This is a genomic window from Allokutzneria sp. NRRL B-24872 (assembly GCF_002155965.1).
In the GTDB taxonomy this organism is placed as follows: Bacteria; Actinomycetota; Actinomycetes; order Mycobacteriales; family Pseudonocardiaceae; genus Allokutzneria.
This window is the reverse complement of sequence record NZ_MUMH01000061.1, coordinates 1-19,816: the sequence shown is the minus strand read 5'-3', so window position 1 is coordinate 19,816 and position 19,816 is coordinate 1. Positions and strand designations below refer to the sequence as shown.

The 19,816-nt window shown below is 66.0% G+C and carries 17 protein-coding genes; 8 read left to right on the top strand and 9 right to left on the bottom strand.

The window, feature by feature from the left end; genetic code table 11:
• Positions 1-26: 26 nt before the first annotated feature.
• On the bottom strand, positions 27-1,550 hold the full coding sequence (locus CCN37_RS16645; protein WP_086821694.1) for a hypothetical protein: 1,524 nt from the start codon (positions 1,548-1,550) through the stop codon (positions 27-29).
• Positions 1,551-2,214: 664 nt separating this feature from the next.
• On the opposite strand from CCN37_RS16645, the gene CCN37_RS16640 reads away from it, so the two are divergent.
• The 3 genes from CCN37_RS16640 to CCN37_RS16630 all read left to right on the top strand — a co-directional run bounded on the left by CCN37_RS16640 (position 2,215) and on the right by CCN37_RS16630 (position 5,932).
• Positions 2,215-3,342, top strand: coding sequence for a polyprenyl synthetase family protein (locus tag CCN37_RS16640; protein ID WP_086821693.1), 1,128 nt, complete (start codon positions 2,215-2,217; stop codon positions 3,340-3,342).
• Positions 3,343-3,504: 162 nt separating this feature from the next.
• Positions 3,505-4,863, top strand: coding sequence for a cytochrome P450 (locus tag CCN37_RS16635; protein ID WP_086821692.1), 1,359 nt, complete (start codon positions 3,505-3,507; stop codon positions 4,861-4,863).
• Between the two features lie 55 nt (positions 4,864-4,918).
• Positions 4,919-5,932: a terpene synthase family protein gene (locus tag CCN37_RS16630; protein ID WP_086821691.1), complete on the top strand. Its 1,014-nt coding sequence runs from the start codon at positions 4,919-4,921 to the stop codon at positions 5,930-5,932.
• 55 nt (positions 5,933-5,987) lie between these two features.
• Here CCN37_RS16630 and CCN37_RS16625 read toward each other — a convergent pair whose 3' ends face one another.
• Entirely contained in the window at positions 5,988-6,464 is a 477-nt protein-coding gene (locus CCN37_RS16625; RefSeq protein ID WP_086821690.1) for a hypothetical protein, read from the bottom strand.
• 710 nt (positions 6,465-7,174) lie between these two features.
• Positions 7,175-8,077, bottom strand: coding sequence for a hypothetical protein (locus tag CCN37_RS16620; RefSeq protein ID WP_143261639.1), 903 nt, complete (start codon positions 8,075-8,077; stop codon positions 7,175-7,177).
• A gap of 162 nt (positions 8,078-8,239) precedes the next feature.
• Between CCN37_RS16620 and CCN37_RS16615 the strand changes: the two genes are divergently transcribed.
• A complete protein-coding gene (locus CCN37_RS16615; protein ID WP_168200695.1) occupies positions 8,240-9,127 on the top strand; it encodes a neutral zinc metallopeptidase in 888 nt (295 codons plus the stop codon).
• A 791-nt stretch (positions 9,128-9,918) separates the two neighbouring features.
• Here the strand turns inward: CCN37_RS16615 and CCN37_RS16610 are convergent.
• Complete coding sequence (locus CCN37_RS16610; protein WP_246843088.1) at positions 9,919-10,404, bottom strand: hypothetical protein; 486 nt, start codon at positions 10,402-10,404, stop codon at positions 9,919-9,921.
• Positions 10,405-10,487: 83 nt separating this feature from the next.
• Here CCN37_RS16610 and CCN37_RS16605 point away from each other — a divergent pair, with 83 nt between their 5' ends.
• Together CCN37_RS16605 and CCN37_RS16600 are read left to right on the top strand one after the other, a co-directional pair.
• Entirely contained in the window at positions 10,488-11,345 is an 858-nt protein-coding gene (locus CCN37_RS16605) for a hypothetical protein (protein WP_143261638.1), read from the top strand.
• A 185-nt stretch (positions 11,346-11,530) separates the two neighbouring features.
• Positions 11,531-11,809 (top strand): SOS response-associated peptidase family protein, encoded by a 279-nt coding sequence (locus CCN37_RS16600; RefSeq protein ID WP_086821685.1) that lies wholly within the window; start codon positions 11,531-11,533, stop codon positions 11,807-11,809.
• 249 nt (positions 11,810-12,058) lie between these two features.
• On the opposite strand, the gene CCN37_RS16595 is transcribed toward CCN37_RS16600, so the two are convergent.
• On the bottom strand, positions 12,059-13,426 hold the full coding sequence (locus CCN37_RS16595) for a hypothetical protein (RefSeq protein WP_143261637.1): 1,368 nt from the start codon (positions 13,424-13,426) through the stop codon (positions 12,059-12,061).
• An 833-nt stretch (positions 13,427-14,259) separates the two neighbouring features.
• Positions 14,260-15,150: a neutral zinc metallopeptidase gene (locus CCN37_RS16590; protein WP_086821683.1), complete on the bottom strand. Its 891-nt coding sequence runs from the start codon at positions 15,148-15,150 to the stop codon at positions 14,260-14,262.
• 192 nt (positions 15,151-15,342) lie between these two features.
• Between CCN37_RS16590 and CCN37_RS16585 the strand changes: the two genes are divergently transcribed.
• Positions 15,343-16,251: a hypothetical protein gene (locus tag CCN37_RS16585; protein WP_086821682.1), complete on the top strand. Its 909-nt coding sequence runs from the start codon at positions 15,343-15,345 to the stop codon at positions 16,249-16,251.
• Between the two features lie 217 nt (positions 16,252-16,468).
• On the opposite strand, the gene CCN37_RS16580 is transcribed toward CCN37_RS16585, so the two are convergent.
• The 3 genes from CCN37_RS16580 to CCN37_RS16570 form a co-directional block, all read right to left on the bottom strand.
• On the bottom strand, positions 16,469-16,867 hold the full coding sequence (locus tag CCN37_RS16580) for a peptidase inhibitor family I36 protein (RefSeq protein WP_086821681.1): 399 nt from the start codon (positions 16,865-16,867) through the stop codon (positions 16,469-16,471).
• Positions 16,868-17,279: 412 nt separating this feature from the next.
• Positions 17,280-17,813: a tyrosine-type recombinase/integrase gene (locus tag CCN37_RS42375; RefSeq protein WP_371504331.1), complete on the bottom strand. Its 534-nt coding sequence runs from the start codon at positions 17,811-17,813 to the stop codon at positions 17,280-17,282.
• A gap of 480 nt (positions 17,814-18,293) precedes the next feature.
• The gene (locus CCN37_RS16570) at positions 18,294-18,611 is read right to left on the bottom strand and encodes an AbrB/MazE/SpoVT family DNA-binding domain-containing protein (RefSeq protein WP_246843092.1); all 318 of its coding nucleotides are present in this window, start codon (positions 18,609-18,611) and stop codon (positions 18,294-18,296) included.
• Positions 18,612-19,025: 414 nt separating this feature from the next.
• Between CCN37_RS16570 and CCN37_RS16565 the strand changes: the two genes are divergently transcribed.
• Positions 19,026-19,816 (top strand): hypothetical protein (locus CCN37_RS16565; protein ID WP_143261636.1); only part of this gene is annotated, 791 nt, incomplete at its 3' end.

Here is a 19,816-nt window from a genome sequence, read left to right as displayed (position 1 = left end):
AACCCCACATAGACCCCGACGTGAGGTCACACCAGGGCGAGTTGCTCGATCCGCTCAAGAGCTGTGCGGTGCAGGACGGGCACCAGGGTGCGGAGGCAGTAGAGCGTCTTGCCCAGCCACAGCGGAACCTCACGGGGCGGATGCGCGGTGAGGTAGTGGTGTGCTCGTCGGAGTGCGTCGGGAACTGGACCGGTGGCACCGACGGTGGCAGACGCGGCAGCCAGACCGAGAACGGCGTAGCCGGTTTCCTCGGCGGTTGAGCCGTGCACACCCCAGCCGCCGTCGGCGTTGCGCAGCAACAACAACCGCTCGATCGCCGTGACGTGGAGGTCGGTCGCCAGTGGATGGTCGATGCGAGCTGCGACACGAGCCAGTTCACCCATCGCGTAGATGGGAGACAGGTGCCATTTGCACAGTGTGGTGCCTTCGCGGGTGACCGCATCGGTCAGCCACTCCAGGACCTGGGTCAGACGGTCGGCGCGGTTCTCCAGCGCGAGGACGGCGGCCACGTGGATGTTGGTGCTCAGCGACGGGTCGTGCTCGAACAGGAACGTGCGGTAGCAGCCCTGGTCGTGGTCGTAGAGCAGGTCGAGCTTGGCCTCCGACGACGGTGCGGGCAGATCCAGGACCCAGGCGGCCAGCATCGCGCAGGCGGTGTTGTCGGCGTCGCCGGGAATGGTGGTGTCGCCGACGGTGCCCACCGAGCCCATCAGGCCGGAGGGGTGATTCAAGTCGGCGCGGAAAAGATCCGCTGCCGCCGGCGGGACGTCCGGGACACCCCCTAGTTCGTGTTCGAACATGACGGTCCACGACGTGGTGAAGTGCGGCACCCAGTCCAGATATCCGATCTCGGGCGCACTCCGCGTGTGCAGGTACCCGCGCAGCCGCTCAACGCGTTCTGCCGCCACCGGCTCGTTGCGCCGCTGCAACTCCAGGAAGAACAGCGCCGAGGCGCCCGGCGCGTTGGCGATCGAGCCGTTGCTCGTCTGGAACGCGGCCAGGAACGCGCCGAGGTCGACGTCGGTGTCGCCGAACACCCGTTCGGCGCAGTACCCGGCGATGGACCAGTCCGGATCGAGGAACCGGTCCCACGTCCGCATCCGCCGCCACTTGGCGGCTTCCCGGTCCACGATCACCCGCACCGCCGGCGGGTGCGCGGGAACCGGCCATCCGCGGTGGCCGCCGTACTGGTCCAGCGCCTCGACCAAACCGCCGAACGTCAGCGTCTCCATCACGCGGGAGGACTTGGCCGGGACCAGGCTCGACAATGCCCCCAGAGCCCGATCTGCGAGCTCAGGCCACGTGGCCTCGCGCATTGCCACCGCCGCCGCATAGGTGGACAGGTAGGCGTCGTACCAGTTCACGGCCGACGGCGCCCCCCACGTCGTCGTGGTCGCGCGGTTCCGCAGAAGCCACTCCACACAGCTCGCCTGCTGCGGCCCCGGGACCAACGAGACCGCGGCGATGTCATAGACCGAAGGCGACAGAGCAGCGACTTTGCTATCAGAAGACTCGACATCGAGGCCGATCGCGGCCCGTTCGGTGACCATTGCACTCCTTCGACACGTGCGGTCATCGCGCATCTCCCGCAGGCTTCACCGACGGTGAGATTCGCACACGTTCCAACAGAGAAAGACTGCGCCTTCCCGATCATTTCGACGAGAAGGAGACGAGGCGAGGTAGTCGTCAGTGCGACATGCCCCGCGCTTCAGAGAATCGTCAACGTCACTCAAGTCCCGGACGTGCATGTGATTCACGTCCGAGGTGCCGAAGGCTGGATCGAACATCGCCGAAGAGGAACGTGACAGATTTCTTCGATGCTCTCCACGTCCGTTTCACTCGGCCGTCCCAATCGGGCAGGACAGGAGCGAGTGCGGGCGTCACCCCAACATGCGAGCAGGTCAGACAGTGAGGTCAAGTGTGCACCCGCTGTGAGGGCACCGCCTAGTGCGACGAGCGCACAAATACCCGAACGGCGGCAAATCACGCACCGAGTAGTCGCGGGCTCACGTGACCACCGCAACCTTGCAGCTGTCCGAGTGAGCGCGACTTCTCTAGTTTTGCGCCTAATGGACTCCAATTTTGTCACAGCAAGCGAGATTGCCGTGCAAAGAGGTGGATTTACTTTCCTTCTATATTTCTTGCGCTATGCTCGGGTCTGCCTCGTCGCGTTCACCCATTCAACGCAGTGTCGTCGGGAAAGAGGCGCCTTTGATGCCCACGGAGGCACAGAAAACGGACACCACGATCTCCGACTCCCGAGCCGCACCCGCACAGCTCGCCGCAGCGGTGACCGCCGGGCTGCGCGATCGCATCGATGCCGAGCTGATCGCGTTCCTCGAAACCCACAGCCGGAACCTGGTCGAGATCGGCCCGGAAGCCGCGCCCTTGGCCCAGGTGTTGGTCGACTTCCTGCGCGCGGGAGGCAAACGCCTGCGACCGCTGCTGTGCTACTGGGGTTGGCGCGGGGCTGGTGGAGCAGACGAGCAGGCCATCCTCACGGCCGCCGCGTCACTGGAGTTGTTGCACGCCTTCGCCCTGGTCCACGACGACATCATGGATGCCAGCGACACCCGTCGCGGCCGACCCACCGTTCACCGGCAGTTCACCACTCTGCACGACCGTTCGCGCTGGCACGGTGATGCCGACCTCTTCGGCACGGGCGCGGGCATTCTGGTCGGCGATCTGTACCTGATGCTCTCCGAGGCCATGCTCCACCAGTGCGACCTGCCCTCGCACACCCGGAACACCCTCCGAGGGCTGCTCACCGCGATGCGGGTCGAGTTGGCAGGAGGTCAGTACCTGGACCTCGTCGGCCAGGCCCAGCAGGAGTTCTCCACCGCCACCGCGGCCCGGATCAACCGGTACAAGACAGCCAAGTACACGGTGCAACGCCCGTTGCAGATCGGCGGCACGCTCGCCGGCGCCACGCCCGAAGTCCTGGCGGCCTACAGCGAGTTCGGCATGCCACTGGGTGAGGCGTTCCAGCTGCGCGACGACCTCCTCGGAGCCTTCGGCAACCACGACTCGACCGGGAAGTCCACAATGGACGACCTTCGAAAGGGCAAGCCGACGTGGTTGATCGCGTCCGCCTGGCACCACGCCGATCCAGTGCAACGCCGCCGGATCTCCGCCCTGTACGGCAACCCCGACCTCGACGCCACCCACGCCGGGGAACTGCGGGAAATCATCATCGCCACCGGAGCCCGTGACGGTGCCGAACGCCTCATCACCACCCACACCGAACGGGCCCTGCACGCGTTGCGCACCGCGCCGCTGGCACCCGAAGCCCGTGCGGCGTTGCGCGAACTGGCACACGCCGCCACCACACGAACGACGTGATCCCGGAGCACGCCTCCACGTGAGCAGCCACACCACGACGACGCGCTCCAGCTCCGTCGCCGACCGCCGGGCCTGTTGACCGCCCTACGTCGCGCGGCGACCCCGTTGGCCGCTCTCGCGGGTCGCAGTCGACGGCGGGAGTTGCAGGTGAGGAGTAGTTCAATGAAGCATCCCCAGCGAGCGCCTGGAGCGCTCCCCTTGATCGGGCACGCTCTGTCCCTGATCCGCGATCCGTGGTCGTTTCTCACTTCACTGCCGAGAAGCGGTGACCTGGTCGAGATCGGCCTGGGCCCGTGGCGAGCGTACGTGGTGTGCAGCCCCGAGCTCACTCGTCAGGTTCTTCTTGACGACCGCACGTACGACAAGGGCGGGCCGATGATGGAGACCGTCCGCCAGGTCGTGGGCAACGGACTGGGGAGTTGTCCGCACGGCCAGCACCGCAGGCAACGGCGCCTGAACCAGCCAGCCTTCCATTCTCAGCGGATGCCCACTTATGCGGCGGAAATGACAGCACAGGTCGCTGCCACGGCGGATTCCTGGCACGAGGACGAGTCCGTAGACGTGGTCGCAACAATGGAAAAATGTATTACCCGAGCTCTCATCGCGACGATGTTCGTCGGCTTCAGCTTCACAGAAGATGAACTCGACGAGATGCTCCACGACGCCCTGGCAATCTCTCGAGGAGTCGTTCGCGGCATGCTCATGCCGCCGGCGCTGGCCGCGTTGCCCTACATTGGCAACCGAAAGTTTGACAAAGCGCGCGACCGCATACGCCGGGTTGTCAGCAGAGGCATCAAGAACTATCGTTCAAATCCCGCAGATCGTGGAGACCTCCTCTCCATGCTCGTCGCCGCTCAGGATGTCGGCGACAACGGTGACCGCATTCAGCCGCGGCTGTCGGATCAGGAACTGATCGACACGACTACCACCTACTTGATCGGCGGTTCGGACACGACGGCTAGCCTCGTGTCGTGGGCGCTGTACCTGATTGCCCTTCATCCGGATGTTGAACGGGAGTTGCACGCCGAGGTCGATTCCGTGCTGGCCGGAGGCCCGGCGATCTTTGGTCACCTGCCTCGCCTTGAAGTGACCAGTCGCATCATCACCGAGACTCTGCGACACCGGCCACCGGCTTGGATCTTCACCCGCTTCACAACTCGGGACACGGACCTTGGCGGCTATCACCTACCGGCCGGAACAACTCTCGTATACAGCCAGTACATCATTCACCATCGACCGGACGTCTACCCCGATCCCGAGTGGTTCAACCCTGACCGATGGCTCGACGACAGCTCGAAGAGCTTTCCGAGGGGCGCGTTGATAGCTTTCGGAGCTGGCGCCCGGAAGTGTATTGGCGACACCTTCGCAATAACCCAGTCCTGCTTGACGCTGGCCACTATCGCCGCGCGTTGGAAAATGGAACTCGCGCCCGGATCACGCGTTCGTTCAGGTACTGGAATTATTCTCCGTCCCGAAGGGCTGCACATGCTCCCCGTCGCCAGAAACCGCGCACGACGATAAGAAGAAATGTGGCAGGAAACTCACTCGTGGAAAATGCAGCACCCAGGAGGTGGTCATGAAAGCGCCGCGTTCCCTCGAGGCTTTGATGTTTCCCATGCTTGACATCCCGTTCTCTTCTACCGCTGACAAGATGAGGCATCCCGACGCCGAGGTCTGCGAAGCGGAACTGCTGGCCCTGCTGGACACCATCGACCCGGCGCTGCGCGAGAGCTCGACCATCCGCGGTGTTCCGCTGACGGATGTCACGAGTCGCACCCTCCTCAGGACGTCGCGAGAGGGTCTCCTCATCGGAATGATGTGCGGCATTCTGTTCTACATCCACGACGACTGGTTCGACGCGTGTGACGAGGACGGGAACCTCCTGCACACCCCCGAAGAGCTGAACGCCGTCCACGCGCGAGCCGACGTCATCCTGCACGGCGGCCCCTCCCTGCCCGGGGATGTGCCACCGATCCGTTTCTTGGAGCTTCTCTGGCGGCGGGCAACGGCCTTCCGGCCGGATCGAGACCAGCGACGGTTGCGCCGGGCAGTCCAACAGTGGCTCTGGTCCCATCTGTGGGAGCACGACAACATGCGTCGCAACCTCGTACCGTCATTTGACGCGTTCAACTTCATGCGCGTCCAACTCGGAGCGATGGCGTACCTCGACGAGTTCGACTCGCTCATCTACCACATCGACGTACCGGATGAGGTGATGGAGCACCCTGTCGTAGAGTTGCTCCTTCACCTGTCGCGCAGCATCAATGTCTGGATGCACGACTTCTACGCCTTCGAAAAGCACCGGTCGGCGAAGACCACGGACACCAGCCTCGTCATCACGCTGCGGAACGAACTCGACTGCTCCGATCAAGAGGCCGTCAACGCCGCAGCCGAAAAAATCAACCGCACGCTCCACGACTACCGCGACCTCAAATCCCGCCTTCCGCACATGGGCATAGCACGCGCAGACCAATTGGAGCGCCTTTTGCAGCGACAAGAGGAATGGATAGCCAACGGGCGCTTCTACCACCTCAACTCGATTCGCTATACCCAGCCTCACGCTAACGAGACCACGCGGCGCGGTGGGTGATCACATCACGGACGCTCGCGGAACCGTCTGCTGGAGAAGGAGCCCGTCCGCTCGGTCACCCAGCGTGAGAAGTATGTACCGGAGTTGCGGGGATGTCGTAGTCACACGCGCCAACGCCAACGCCGCCGTCGACCGCGAAGACGACCACAGCGCCACCGATCAGCGTCGCCGCCAGCGCGGCAACGAGTGCCGACCGCCGCCACCGTTGCCGCGGCGCGGGAGCGTGATCCCCTAGGCCGTCACCCCGCCCGACGTTCCTGCTCTCCTCCACCCGCTCCCAAGCATCGGCCCAGGGCCGCAACTGGGTCGTGGTGATGCCGAGCGCCCGCAGGATCGCCTCGAAGACCTCCGGCGAAGCGAGGGTCCTGCCGCCCTGGACCTTGCTCGCCACCAGGCACGGATCAATGCGCTGCCCGGCGTCAGTGACGGAGTGGAAGACCTCGTCGGGAACGCGCTGGAGGAGGACGGGACGGTCGCGGCCGCGGCACCGCCCGAAACGGGCACCGCACTGCCCTGGACGAGACTCGCGCACGAGACCAGCACGAGACAGGAAAGCGCACCCACCACAACCCGGTGCAGCCTTCCAGTAGACGAACGCGGAAGCTGAGGCGACGAAGGCGAAACCGCTAGCTGCACGAAACCCAATCGTTGTTGACCCAGCCACCGTCGAAGTGGCAACGCTGCCCTCGCCGTCCGCGAGATCCTACGACGCGCACGACAGCACGAAACCTAGGAAACGCTTCCTGGCGACGGATTGATGATGTCCTTGAAACGGCGGACGGTGCCCCGAAGCCCCAGGCGTCCCGGTTCGCGTTCCGCGCACACGTCAAAGGCCTCGACGACATCGCTGTCCAGGATCGTGGTCAACGCGGAAGTGATGGTCCAGACCCACTCGTGCAGCCGGGCCGCATCCGTGTCGCTGCTCAGGCCGTTGTGGCGACGGCGAGGACTACCTCGCGCGGCACCGACATGACCCGTGGAAGTTCTGCTCGTGCTAGCCGGTGAAAGATCGCAGAGACCCGAGGAAGCCCTTCTGCCACTGAAACACCGGCTCACGACGAGAAGGACGTGCCAATGCTGCGCAAGCGGCGGAGTACGTTCGCCTGTGCACATGACGTGGCACTGGCCCAGCCAGGCGCGTGCCCGCCGAAGGTCGTCGCGCTTTGTGCCGCTCGTCGCCCCGGCCGTGCTCCTGATGCGACTGTTGGAGAAACTGATCCAGACCGCGTGCAGGGCGGTGTCCTACACGGAGCAAATCCCGTACGTCGTGAGCGGCGTGTTCAGGTCGAAGAACGATAGCTTGTCACCGCGCCCGCCCGACGGGGCAGAGCCGAGCGAAGGGGCGAGGAAGCCGTCATTCCACGGTTTGCAGCGGTACGCGTACGCGACGACGCCCGGAGACTTCACGATCCAGACCCCCCGCTCACCCTTGCGCCACTGCACACCGGTGCGCACCTCGTAGTTGATCTCTAAGCGCTCCGTCGCGACCGCGTCCTCCGGATCGCTGATCCCGGGCGCTTCGAACGCGTACGCGATGAGGTACTTCGCGGTGACCCGCAGCGCGCCGTCCTCGGCGAGACCGACCGTGGTGATCCCGTTGACCTTGGGCTCGGCCGGCGCGAGCCGGCTCTCCTTGGCGATGCTGGCGTGCAGCCACCGGGGACTGCCCCCTGTGCCCGGCTTCAGCGTCGGCTGCACGCTCTTGCTCGCGTCGGGCGCGAGCAGGTCGAGCACCGGGCGCGCGTCGTGGCCCTCGATCACCCGGCGGTCCAGCCGCGAGGTGATCAGCAGCTTGCGGACCTGCTCGGTCGCCGCGGCCACCTGGTCACCGGTGTAGGTGCCGACGGGCGTCGTCGACGGTGCGGCGAAACCTGCCGCACCGTCAGCCCATGCGGCAGCGGCCGTGCCAAGGAATGGCTTCGCCGGATCGCGGGTCGTCGACGTCAACAACCCGTCCAGCCTGCCGTCGAAGTAGAGGTAGGAGACCGCGGCAACGGCCACCACCGCGATCAACGCGGCGACGGTCTTCCCGCGTGAGCGCCGCCGCCGGCTCCGCCGCACCTCGGCCTTCGCCCGCCGCAGCGCCGCACGCTGCCACTTCGGGTCAAGGAGCTCAGGGTGGACATCCACCGGCACGTCGTTCATGAATCCCCCACGTCGCAAAGCCGCACACTACGACGCCGGTATGCGATCCCAGGACTCGTTCAAGGGTATTTGAAACGAGCAGTTCAACAGGCACGAGCATGTTTGAGTCACATCCGCGCACCAAGGCTCAACTGTCACAACAATGGTCTTGCGAGGATTGTGGTGTCACAGCACGACGAGGGCAGTTCGCCGTACGCGGTGATCGGAATCATCACACTTGTCGTTGCGGGCCTCCTGAGTTTCGGGCTGCTCAGCACTCCGACGCAGCCTGCCCCCGACCCAGCGGCACTCGCCTCGGTGACGCCCGGTCCGACACGTCAGCAGGAAGCACGGCCAAGGCGCCTGTACGCGCTCGCCGACCATCCGGTCCTGGCCACCGGGGTCGAACTGGGGCGGACGAGCTGCGATCTCCCCACCTTCGACAAGGCCCTCGGGCCGCTGCTGGCCTACTACGAGGCGGCCGTGCGGTGTTTCGACCGGCAGTGGCAGCCGGTGCTGGCGAAGCTCAACCTCCCGTTCACCTCGGTCAAGGTCGACGCGTCGGAGACACTGGGAGAGACTCCGTGCGGCCGCTCGCCCGCTAAGGACGAAGCGATAGCGCTGTACTGCCCCGTCAACGAAACGATCTACATGCCGCGAGATCGTCTTCTCCCGCTGTACTCCGCCGCGCAGCGGCCGTGGGTCTACCTGCTGTCAGTTCTCGCCCACGAGTACGGACACCACGTCCAATCCGTCAGCGGAATGCTGATCGCGGCATGGGATGAGGTGGCCGGGGCTGGCGGGACCGGTCCGCTCGCGCTGGAGCTGCAGCGGCGGCAGGAACTCCAGGCCACCTGTCTTGGCGGGCTGTCCATCTGGGCGGTGTCGGACGGCGGCTCCCTCGTCAAGGCCTACAGCGACTTGACCGCCTCCGGGCGCTGGGACACATCGGGATCCAGTGACACCCACGGATCGGGTTCGAGCAATGCCACCTGGGCTGGACGTGGCTACCGGGGCAGAGCCACCGCGAACTGCAACACCTGGCCGGCCCCGGCCGCCGAGGTCCGGTGAGCCCGGCACAGCTCGTCGCCGTAGTTGGCGTTCTTGGCGTGGACCAGGGTGATCAGATACGCGGTCAGCTCCTCCTGACCGGCGTCGGCGCGGGAGCAGTTGCCGCTACTCGCTGCTGAGGTACTTGGTGAGAATCTGTTCGGCGGGCGATGAGCTTGCACGGACTCAATGCCACCACCGCCAGGGCCGAGAGGCCGTGCCACCCACTCACACATCCCCTGAGCAGACCAGTAATCCCCGTTCAGGACAGGGATAATCCGACCGAGGACATGGGCGGCGTGCTGTCGAGGGTGCAAACAGTTTCTGAGACGTCGCGGCCCGATCAACGTTGAGGTGATGACGTGGGGCGGGGCAGATCGGTGAGCATGCCGATGAGGAGTTCGGCGACACGGCCTCGACAGTCCAATGAGGCCAGCCCGTAGACGACGCTGCTCGAACGCGCAGTCGGAATCGCCGACGACGGCAACGGAGAACGAGCCGACGCCCGCCCAGGCGAGCGGAGCGCGGTCGGCGGGAGAACAACAGGCGCGACCACCAGGCCGGTCACGAGGACAACCCCCACGCTCAGCAAACCAGACCGAAAGGACTGGTTTCGCGTGTTCATAGGGCTTCGAGCACTGGCCCGTCAGATGTCGCATGTGTGCGACGAAATTGTGTCCGAGGGGGACTCGAACACGTATCCGTCGCACCCCTGCACAGGATGCGCGTTCATGCGACAGACCGCAACGTCGATCCACATCCCAGCGCCAGCTGTCTCTCCGCGGCACGTGCGGCGTGCAGCCCGAAAGTGCTTATGCGACGACGCGGAGAGTTTCCAGACTCGCGTCTGCGGCGTCGGGGATCACCAATCCTGCGCGAACTCCGCTGACCAGGTAGTCCACCGCGTTCTGCTCGATCCGCTCTCCCGGCAGCAGGACGGGGATTCCTGGCGGGTACGGGGTCACCTGCTCCGCGCACACCCGTCCCACAGCCCGCTCGATCGGTACGTCCTCGATGTGGGCGAAGAACGCGTCCCTCGGCAACATCACCGTCTCCAACTCCAAGTCCCTCAAAGAAGGGAGCTCCATCGTGGGCGCGGCAGGCAACTCGCCTGCGGCCGCAGTCAACGCGCTGAGAGCCGCCAAGAGCAGATCGGCGGTCGCGGCGTCATCGGCGATGCTCAGTTGCGCTTCGATTCGGCGGTGATCGGCTAGCCCCACATCGACACATCGGTTGGCGCGCAACCAATCTGCTGCCTGGTAGCCGGAGATCCCCAGCCCGGACACGTCGACGAGCACCTTCAGGACGTCTAGTTCATGGGAAGCCTCGACGCCGATCAGCTCGTCGTGCTGCGCTCTCCCGGCGCCTTAGGCTGATGATCGTGGACGTAGAGCAGTGGTGTGAAGAGATGCACATGAGGATCTGGCTGCTCGATGACCTGTTCGGCGACGAGGCGGACCTGGACTTCACTCCGGAATCGCTGACCTCATTGGAAGCGGCGCTGCTCGATGAGTTCGAGGAGCTGCCCGACCCGGGTGCGGTGCCAATCGCGACATACTCGGCGGACTACCTCGGGGAGGTGCTGCTTCAGGTCACCGGTGGTGGTTGGAAGGTCGTCGCGGGCGTGCCGATCATCAAGCCGGACACGGTGCTCGGATTGCGCTGGCTCGCTCCGCTGGACCTGGTGCGCATCGCCGTCCAACGCCGCACAGGCGAGGAGTTCCGCCGGGTCCACGACGCCTGGACTGCTACCGCAGGAGAGCACAAACGGGCACACCCCGGTTGGTTTCCGGACAAGGAACCCACGCCGGGCCTCGATCTTGAGTTGCCTGGGCCGTCAGCGGCGTTGGATGCCTGGTTGACCCGGCACGAACGCGAGTTCCCGGCGTGGTGCGCGCGCTTCGGAGGTGAGGGCGTCTGGGACTTCAGCGCCGACTCCATCGACGCGCTCACCAACGCCGTCTTCCGCGAAACGCCGACCTGGGCTCACTTCCCAGAACATCCGGAGTTCATCGACGGAGCCGCCTGGTACTGGGGAGAAGTACTGCGTCGCGCTGTCGCGGGGAGCTGGCAGCACACCCCTGGCGAACGCGATGGCATGACTCCCACACTCGGGTACTTCTGGGTGTATCGCCCGGACGGCGGCGCCTCCTTCACCCCAGAGTTGAACCTGGCCAATATGGTCGAACGCGAGGACCGGCAGCGCCTGCCCACCATCCTGGACACCTGGACAAGCTGACTCCTCGCGCCCGACAGCTGACTCCACGATCCTTCGTCAAAGGGGGAGCGGGGTGCGACGCATCGGTCGCCGAGGTGCCCTAAGCCGTTTCCACGGGCGGGTATCGGTGGGTAGCGCGCGCATCAGGGGTTCGTGTCTTAGGTCCGCCGCGTGCACGCGGGCACCTGCAGGGGCAGACTGCGCTCATGTGCGGCCGTTACGCGAGCTCTCGCGGTGATGCTGACCTCGCCCAGGAGTTGGGTGCCTCCGACATCGTGGGCGAGGAGGTCGGCCCGTCCTGGAACGTCGCTCCCACGCAACTGGTCCGCGTGGCCCTCACGCGCGTTCCCCGGGAGGAACCGGAAGCCGACCCCGTACGGCAGTTGCGCACGGTGAAATGGGGCCTGGTGCCGTCCTGGGCGAAGGACGCCAAGATCGGCAACAGGATTCTCTGCGCTAAGCAACCCGACATGCTGCAGAGCTGAACGCGGAGCGAGGGCTGCACTTCATGCCTATGTCGCCTCGTGAGGGGCCTGGCATCCCGAGAAGCAGACATCGGCAGACTCGTGACGGACAATCATTCGGCTGGGGCGGGGCGTGGTTTGCTCGGCCGGGGTGACGGATCGTTGCGTGGTGGCATCGATGACGGCGCAACGCGCAAACCCCCAGGCTGCCAGCTCCTTCTGGGCTAATCGCAACACGGGAACTAAGCGGGGACAAAGCGCCTCGTGCGCTCAGTAGTCCCGCTCCTCGTCGAACCAGGTTTGGGCGAGGTCCGGGGAGACGTCGAAGGGGGCGTGGGTGGCCAGCAGTGCGACCGCGTCTCCGAGGTCATCGCGTTTGATGGTCTCGATGTTGGGCTGGGTGTTGAAGAACCGGACGAACGTGCGGATCGCCTCCTCGACCTCTGCGGCGGAGGTGGCCCTGGCGATGCCGGCCGAGGCGGTGCGGTAGGTCTTGGTGGCAACGCGGCCGGCTTTTGCTGGCCATTCGGAGAACGGCAGGCCGTGTTCGGTGACGAACCATTCCGGTTTGCGCAGCTCGCTCACCCAGCTCTGGTGCCATTCCCGGTCGGGGTTCTTGGTGAGCTTGCGGTGCTCGGCGCGAATACGTTTCCCGTTGATCTCGTCAATACTGGAAAGCATGAGCCGGTTGAGCTTGGTAAAACGTTCCAGCGGCGGAAAAGACGAGAGGTCGGGGCTGCTGGAGATCCGCAGGCTGGTCAGCTCCGACAATTCCATCAACGCTTCGAGGTTGGTGAGCTGACCGCTCAGGTCAACGCCCTCCACCCGAGGGAAAAGCAGCAGGCTGGTGCAGTCGAACGGCTGTCGCAGGGGCTGGCCGTAGACGCCAACTCGCTTGGCAGCCGCGAAAACGGGAAGGTCCGGCAGCCGCCAGGGGGCACCGGTCGGGTCGGGCGGGGTGACCGTCGACAGGTACAGGGTTTCCGGGGCCCTGGTGCCGTCAGCCAGGACAGGGGTGAACAGCGACAGGTCACCGGACACCGAGAACGAGTTGCCATTGCCTGGCTCCGAATGCGGGACGACCACCTCAACGGGCTCGGTACCCAGGTGGATGGTGAACGAGGAGATTCGGGCCCGGCTCGCGTCAATTTTGACCGCGGCTTCCGGAGTCCAGTGGAACCGCTCAATGGGCCGGTTGCGCGCCCATTCCACGAAACTCGTGTCGTTGCCCCGATAGGTGAACCACCTCGGCCACGGATACCCGGCCGGCACGGTGAACTCGTCGAACACCGACCAGTCGATCCGGTCGTCCGGACCGAGGATCACATGCGGTTGGTTGCCGGGGTTGGGCGGCCCAATCACCAGTTCCCCCAGCCCGGGGGTACGGTCGATGGTGTGACTGTCGGGTCCCGTGAGTGACAGGACCAAGCGCTCCGCTGGTGGCACCCTGCCATGCTGACACACACCGCCTGAACAGGTGATCATTGAGGCCCTGAGCAGGGCGTTTTCGTGGTCCGCCGGCGCTCTTCGCGTACCAGTGCTCGCCTTGCCATCACCGGCCTTCGCCCCCATCGGCTGCGCCACACCTACGGAACCCGGCTGCACCAGGGTGGCGCCGATGTCGCCCAGGCCAAGCACTACTCGGACACGCTTCATTGGACACCGCAGGCCGGTACTTCCGCGCCAGCACCGCCGAGACAGCCGCCGTCGTCGAAACCGTCTTCGAGCAGTAGCCCCGACAGAGCCTGACCTGGCTACTCAGCCCGATCGGCGGCTCATGACACCGTCCTTAACGACAGGCCTTCTCCCACGAACTCGGTGCCGTCGCCCCGCTGGCCGGAAGCTCCCGCAGCCACCGGTTCACCACCGACGCCGGCCGCGCCGCAGACGGGCTGTCCTCAAACAACAGATCATCGTCCCAGTGCGGCAAGCTGAGCTATCGGGGCTGCGGCCTCCACGTCGAACAGGTCCTGGGCGATGTGCCGCGCGTCGCGCGGTGCTCCTGCGGGGAGCAGGCCCCGCAGCGCAGGCGGTGGCGCCTGTTCGGCCGTCGATGACGGGGACCGGAGCTAGCGGAGCCCCAGGTGCGGTCGGCCAGGCCCGGACCCTGTCCGGCCGCGTTTCCCCGTTCCCTGGTCTCCAGGCTCCTCGAGCTGGGCCGCGAGATGAAGTGAAGCGCCAAGCTGGCTCCTGACGCGGCACGGCCGAGGCGAGCAGGAGTGGGACTTCTTCAGGACGCGACTCCGGCTCATGGCCCACTGCGGCGTGCTCGGCGAAGCGATCGAGCAAGCGCACGCGAATTCGAAAGCGACATCTCCCACGCGGCCTGGACCATCTCCGAACTTCTCACCGAGATCGGTCGGATCAAGGACGGCGTGGCAGTCCTCCAGCGGCACTGGCCCGAGCCCATCGCTGCCGTCCGAACGGCAGCCACCACCGGGTGAGCTGGGGCTGGGGCGGGCGAGGCTAGTTCATCGGACTTCGTCGGAGGAAGCGGACCAGGTGTTGCAGCTCGCGGTAGCCCCGCTCCGGTGACCGCGCCCGACCCAGGCAACGTTGTTCGACCGGGACCCGTGCGTGTCACTGGTGGCCTTCGATTCCCGGTGCTCGGCAATCACGGCGTCCCCGTCCGCCTTCGTGAGGGAACCCTCGCCCGAGGCCGCCCAGATGGACAAGCCGGCGAGGCAGGTCGCCTGGAGTTCCACCCTGCGCTGCCACTCCAGCGCGAGCAGCGCGTTCTGCCCTGCCTCCTCCTGCTCGTCGTGGGCGGCGGTCAACATTCCACTGAGGTTCTGGACGTGGTGTCCGTACTCGTGGGCGAGGACGCTCAGTAGGAACACCCACCGCGGATGTGCCGTGAACGACGACAGAACGCGATCGCGTGGCATGTAGATCGTTTCGTTCGCGCTGCAGTAGAACGCCACCGCTTTGGACGGGGGAGGGGCCGGGCCGCAGGGAGTGTCCCGCACGCTGTCCGAGGAGTCGATCTTAGCGCGAGCGGAAGGAAGGTTGAGCTTCGTCAGCACCGGCTGCCACACCCCGTCGAGGCAGCGCGCGGTCGCCTCGTAGTAGGCGTGCAGCGGCACCGGGGAGGCGTCGAAGGGAGGAAGGGGGCAGCTCACCCGATCCGGCATGATCCCGGCGGCGAGAACCGGATGATCGGCGAGGGTGTACAGGCGCACCCTCCGCGCCGCGGCCCCGCCTGTCGGAAGGGGAAGGGGCGTCCGCGACGCGGACGCGGCCGGGTCGGGAAGCTGTTGCGCTGGGAGGCCGAGCACGGCCATACCCAGGACACCGGCAACGAGCAGGGTGATGACCATGACAAAGGTAAGAGGCGAGTTACCCTCGGTGCGCCGCGACATTCAATTCCTCATATCAAACTCGCCATGACGCAAAGATGTGCATGGTGGGGGCGGTGACATTACGTCCGGTCGGAGTCGGGAGTCAAGCACGCCGGGCTCGCTGTTCAAGTTCTCCCGATGGCGTCCTCGGCAAATTTTGAAATTGCCCGACCGCGCCATTAGAGTCCACCTCTTTGCGGTTTGCGAGGAGATATGGACGACGACCTCACGGAGCTTCACCCCGACCTTCGCGATCGGAACTGGCAGCGCGCCGCGCGGCGCCGGGCCAGGACCGCGGCGCTGTGGAGCGGAGCCCGACGATCTCCTCGGGCGCTCATCACCGCGGTGGCCGCGGGGCTGGTCCTGGTCGCGGTGACCATGCTCCACCTCGACGGTCGGCTGGCGGCACTCGTGACAGGCGCTTTTGGTTCATCGGCCCACGATCCGGCCCGTCCGTTCCTCGGTACCCCCGCCGCCGAGTGGGCTGACGGTCCGGCCGGATTCGTCCCGCCCCCGGCGGCGCCGATCGGTGCGTACACGAGCGACGACGTCGCCGCGGCGACCGAGCAGGTCCGACAGTTCCTTATCACCTCTCGGCTGGATCGCCGGGTGATCGAAGGACACGACGCGCGCCCAGTGCTCGACCTGCTCGCGCCGTACGCGCGTCGGCAGACCGAAGCTCTGCTGAAGCCCGACGACGGCGCCTCGACCCGCCGGCTGCACACGAGAATCGCCAAGGAGAACCGGCTCGCCCGGGCCGAGCCCAAGGTCAGCGGGATCATGGCGGTCGGTCTCGCCGAGGACGGCGCGCTGCTGGTGAGCGCGAAGTACGTCATCGCCTACGCCTTCGACACGACCGGTCGACCCCTCGACGCGGTGGCGATGGAGCGTTCGGACATCAACTACGAGGTCCGGGCAGGTGCCCAGTGGCGCAAGGGCGCACGGGGGCTCTGGATCGGCGCGTCCCCGGGGGTCGTCGCGTACTCGTACCGCTGCGAGCCGTGGGGGCGTGGCTTCCTCTCTCCTCCTCTCGACTCCCCGACACCGGCCGGCGGCCGCGGTGACAAAGCGTTCTTCGACCTCAACAAGACGCTCGCGACCTACGGAAACTGCTTCGGTTAGAGCGTGCCCCGCCTGGGGCCGTCCATCTCGACCCCGGTTCTGTGACGCACATTCAGGGAAGGCGCGGAGGGAACTGGAAGATCGTTCCTGGCAACAACGGAATGGACGGCGATTACCCTGCGGATGTCGTACTGTCCGAACGGGAACACCGTGGAAAAAGCGACAGACGCCGTCGGTGACCTGGCTCCCAACCATGCTGAGCTGTTCGCATTTGCGCTCAGCACCACAGGATAAAGCTCTCCGCGTCATCGTTGGCCGAGGCCCTTGAGAAGTTGAACACCTGGTTCAGATCGCCGTACTGGGACCGCGCGCCGAGCCGCCACAGACCGGCTCCGGAGACCTCCACGCCGAGGTCGGTCGCGCGCAGGGTGAACTCGCAGCCGGTGTTGTTGATGACCGAGCTGATCTCGTTGTCCCCGTGCCACCAGTCGATCTCGTAGATGCGGGCGCCGTCCCCGGGGCGGAGCTCGACCTGGATGTAGCGGGTGCCGGTGTAGCCGCTGTCCTCCCACATGCAGATGGTGTCGTTCGGGCAGCTCTCACCGGCGCCGGCGGTCGGCGCGACGAGGAAGGCGGCAGCGGTGGCGGCCGTGAGGGCCGTGATCGTCCTGAACATGGGGCTCCGGGGCTGGAAGCTGTTGGGGAGCGCTCAATTTAGGGGCGCGTCCGCGATTCCTCCGCGCTGGCTCATGCCCTGGTGAACGTGTTCGCCGCCGCCTCGCCCTGGCCCGGCTCACGACGGTCACCGTCAGCCGGCCGATCTGGATCGCGACAAGGGCACCGTGGGCTGGCAGGGAGGTGAGGAACGCGCAAGGGTCGCGGAGCAGCCGGGGAATGTGGCCGAGGAAGGGGACGGCGCCCGGTGCGACGGAAATCATGGTGCTTCGCTGTCCGAACCGAGTGCGGTCGCCGACAACACCGACAACTCCGCCGCGATGCTTTCCGCGTCAGCCGAGAACAGGGTCGCAGCGATATGTTGGTGCGCTTGGTCATCAGGTGGCAGGCGCCTGGACGGCGCGAGCGACACGTCACGCCGTCAAGGGATGTGGTTCTCCGGTGAGCGCCACCAGCGCGGCCGCGACCTCGTGCGCGGTGGCGCGGATGTAGGCGGTGGTGGCTCCGGGTTCTCCGCCGGTGTCGGTGTGTCCGGCGTAGGCGCGGGCGATGCCGTAGCCGAAGTTGCGCTCGACCCAGGTGAGGGTGGTGTGGCGGAGCCAGTGGGTGGAGATCTGCTGGGTGGCGGCCCAGGGGAGGTGTTTGCCGATGCGCTTCCAGAGGTGGTCGTAGCGGCGGTGGGTGATCGGCGAACCGCTCGCGTACCGGAGCAGCTGTCCCTCCCGCGGAGTACCGCGCTCCTCGACGTGGCGGACGAGATGGGCCATCAGCGTCGGCGAAACGGGTTGCCAGCGAACGGTTTCTCCCTTCTCCCGCAAGAAGATCAGGCACTGCGTGTCCAGATCCTGCGGACGCAGCGCGAGTGCTCCGCCTCGGCGGCAGGCGGTTTCGGTGTGCAGCCTGAGCAGGAGCGTGTCCAGCGCGGCATCGTTGCCGGTGGTAGCCACGCCGTGGTTGATCTCGGCCAGCCGGGTATCGGCGACCGCGCCGCGGGTGGACGGCAGACGCCTCGGTTTGGCGACCTTGCGCGGGGTTGTTGGCTTCGTCGATGAGCTGGTCGTCCTCGGCGTGCCGGTAGAGGCAACGCAACGCGGCGATCAGGTGCCCCGCTGCACTCCGCCCGCCGCGAGCGTTGCGCCGAGGGACAACGTTGGCCTTCACGTGAGCCACGAGCTGTTTGATCTCCGTCGGCGTGGGTTCGTCGAGGGTCCGCTCACCCCACTGCTTCTCGATACGGTTCCAGTACGAGCTGTAAGCGCGGCGGGTACCGTCGGAGACCGCCTCGGCGACGATCGGGATGTAGGCCGAGAAGGTCGGCACCGGTTTCCGCGCAACCGGCTCGGCGAGAAGCTGCTCGACCGAAACACCCATCCGATCCAGCAGGAGCCGGGCCGCCTCCACCGCCGGTGAAGATCCAGATCGCGTTGTCACGGGCGATCGCCGCCCACCAGCTCCGCGTGCCGCGCCACGAGCAGCTCGTCCAACGAAGCCGGCGGATGCACGACCAGAACCTCCTGGCCGGGATCAGCGACCAGCAGAACCCGGTCGCCGGGGACCAATCCGCAGCAGTGCCGCACCGACGCGGGCAGCCGCAGATGCCCCTGCTTGGTCACCACGAATACCCCGCCCGGAGTCGCCTGAACGACGAGCAGACCGCAGGCTTCGCGGATGTCCAAGCGCGTACCCGGTCCCCACCGCAGCGCGGTCAGCACCGCGCGGTCAGCGACACGGCCCCGGCAATCCACCGCGGCCAACCCATAGACGACGCTGCTCGTCCGCGAAGCCGGGATCGCCGACAATGGCAACGGAGACCGAGCCGACGGCCGCGTAGTCGAGCGGAGCGCGGTCGGCGGGAGAACAACCGGGGCAATCACGAGGACCACCCCCACGCACAGCAAACCAGCCCGAAAAGGACAGGTTTCGCGTGTTCATGGGGCTTCGAGCACTGGCCCGTCAGATGTCGCATGTGTGCGACGAAATTGTGTCCGAGGAGCGAGTTGCACACTAACCACCCGCCTCGACTTGAGCCGGCGTGGGGTAGCTGAGTAGCAGGCTCTCTCCAGGGTCACGGACAGAGTTGGACAAGGCGACACCGCCTCCCGGGTGATGGAAGCCGCGTTCGGCTCCGCATCGGCGGGATGCCCTGAAACCATGCCGACATGCCCCTTGGTGACATGACGCATCACATCAGTGAGATGACGCCCGCCCAGCGTGCGGCCATCGTCGGCTGTGTGCGTCAGTGGCGGCGGAAGCTGGCTGGCGGCCTCGAGGCACCGAAGAGGTTTTCGCGCACCGTGCCGGTGACTACAGGGCAGTGGCGTGAGGTGCTTGCCGACAGTGATGTGGTGGCAGGCTGCATGGACCTGGACGACAGCATCTCTGAAGTTGTGGCGGTGTCGTCGTTACCAGTGAAGGATATTGGACGCAGCCTATTCAGGCGGCTTGACCGGATGCTGGCAGCTCACGGCAGGATAGACCGCGCGCTTGTCACAGTGGCGCGGTTCGTGCCACCGGATGAGCTTGATAACACTGCGCGGATCCTGGAGGAGCTACGGCAGACGGCCGACGAGATCCTGCGAACCATGGTTGCCTGCGCCGCCAATGGCCTCGACACGCAGCACTGGGACACCGCGCTGGAGCTGATAGCGCGACGTGACGACTTGCGCGAGGATCTCTTCGCCGACCCATCACTGGTCGATGCAGAAGAATCTCGGTTTGAGCGGGTGCTCGGGCTGTCAACAGCCGCGATGAACGCTGGCGATGGTCTGTCGTTCGCCTCACGACTGACCGCAGCGTGGTTACGGCAGCCCAAGGTGCTGGACACGAGATTGCGAACCCAGCTGCCACACCTACTCAACACTGCTGAGACGCTGACCAACGATGTGCGCATACATCTCGCAGCACTGCTGGTCCGCGAATACCCGCTATCTGTGCACGCGGCCGCGGCCGC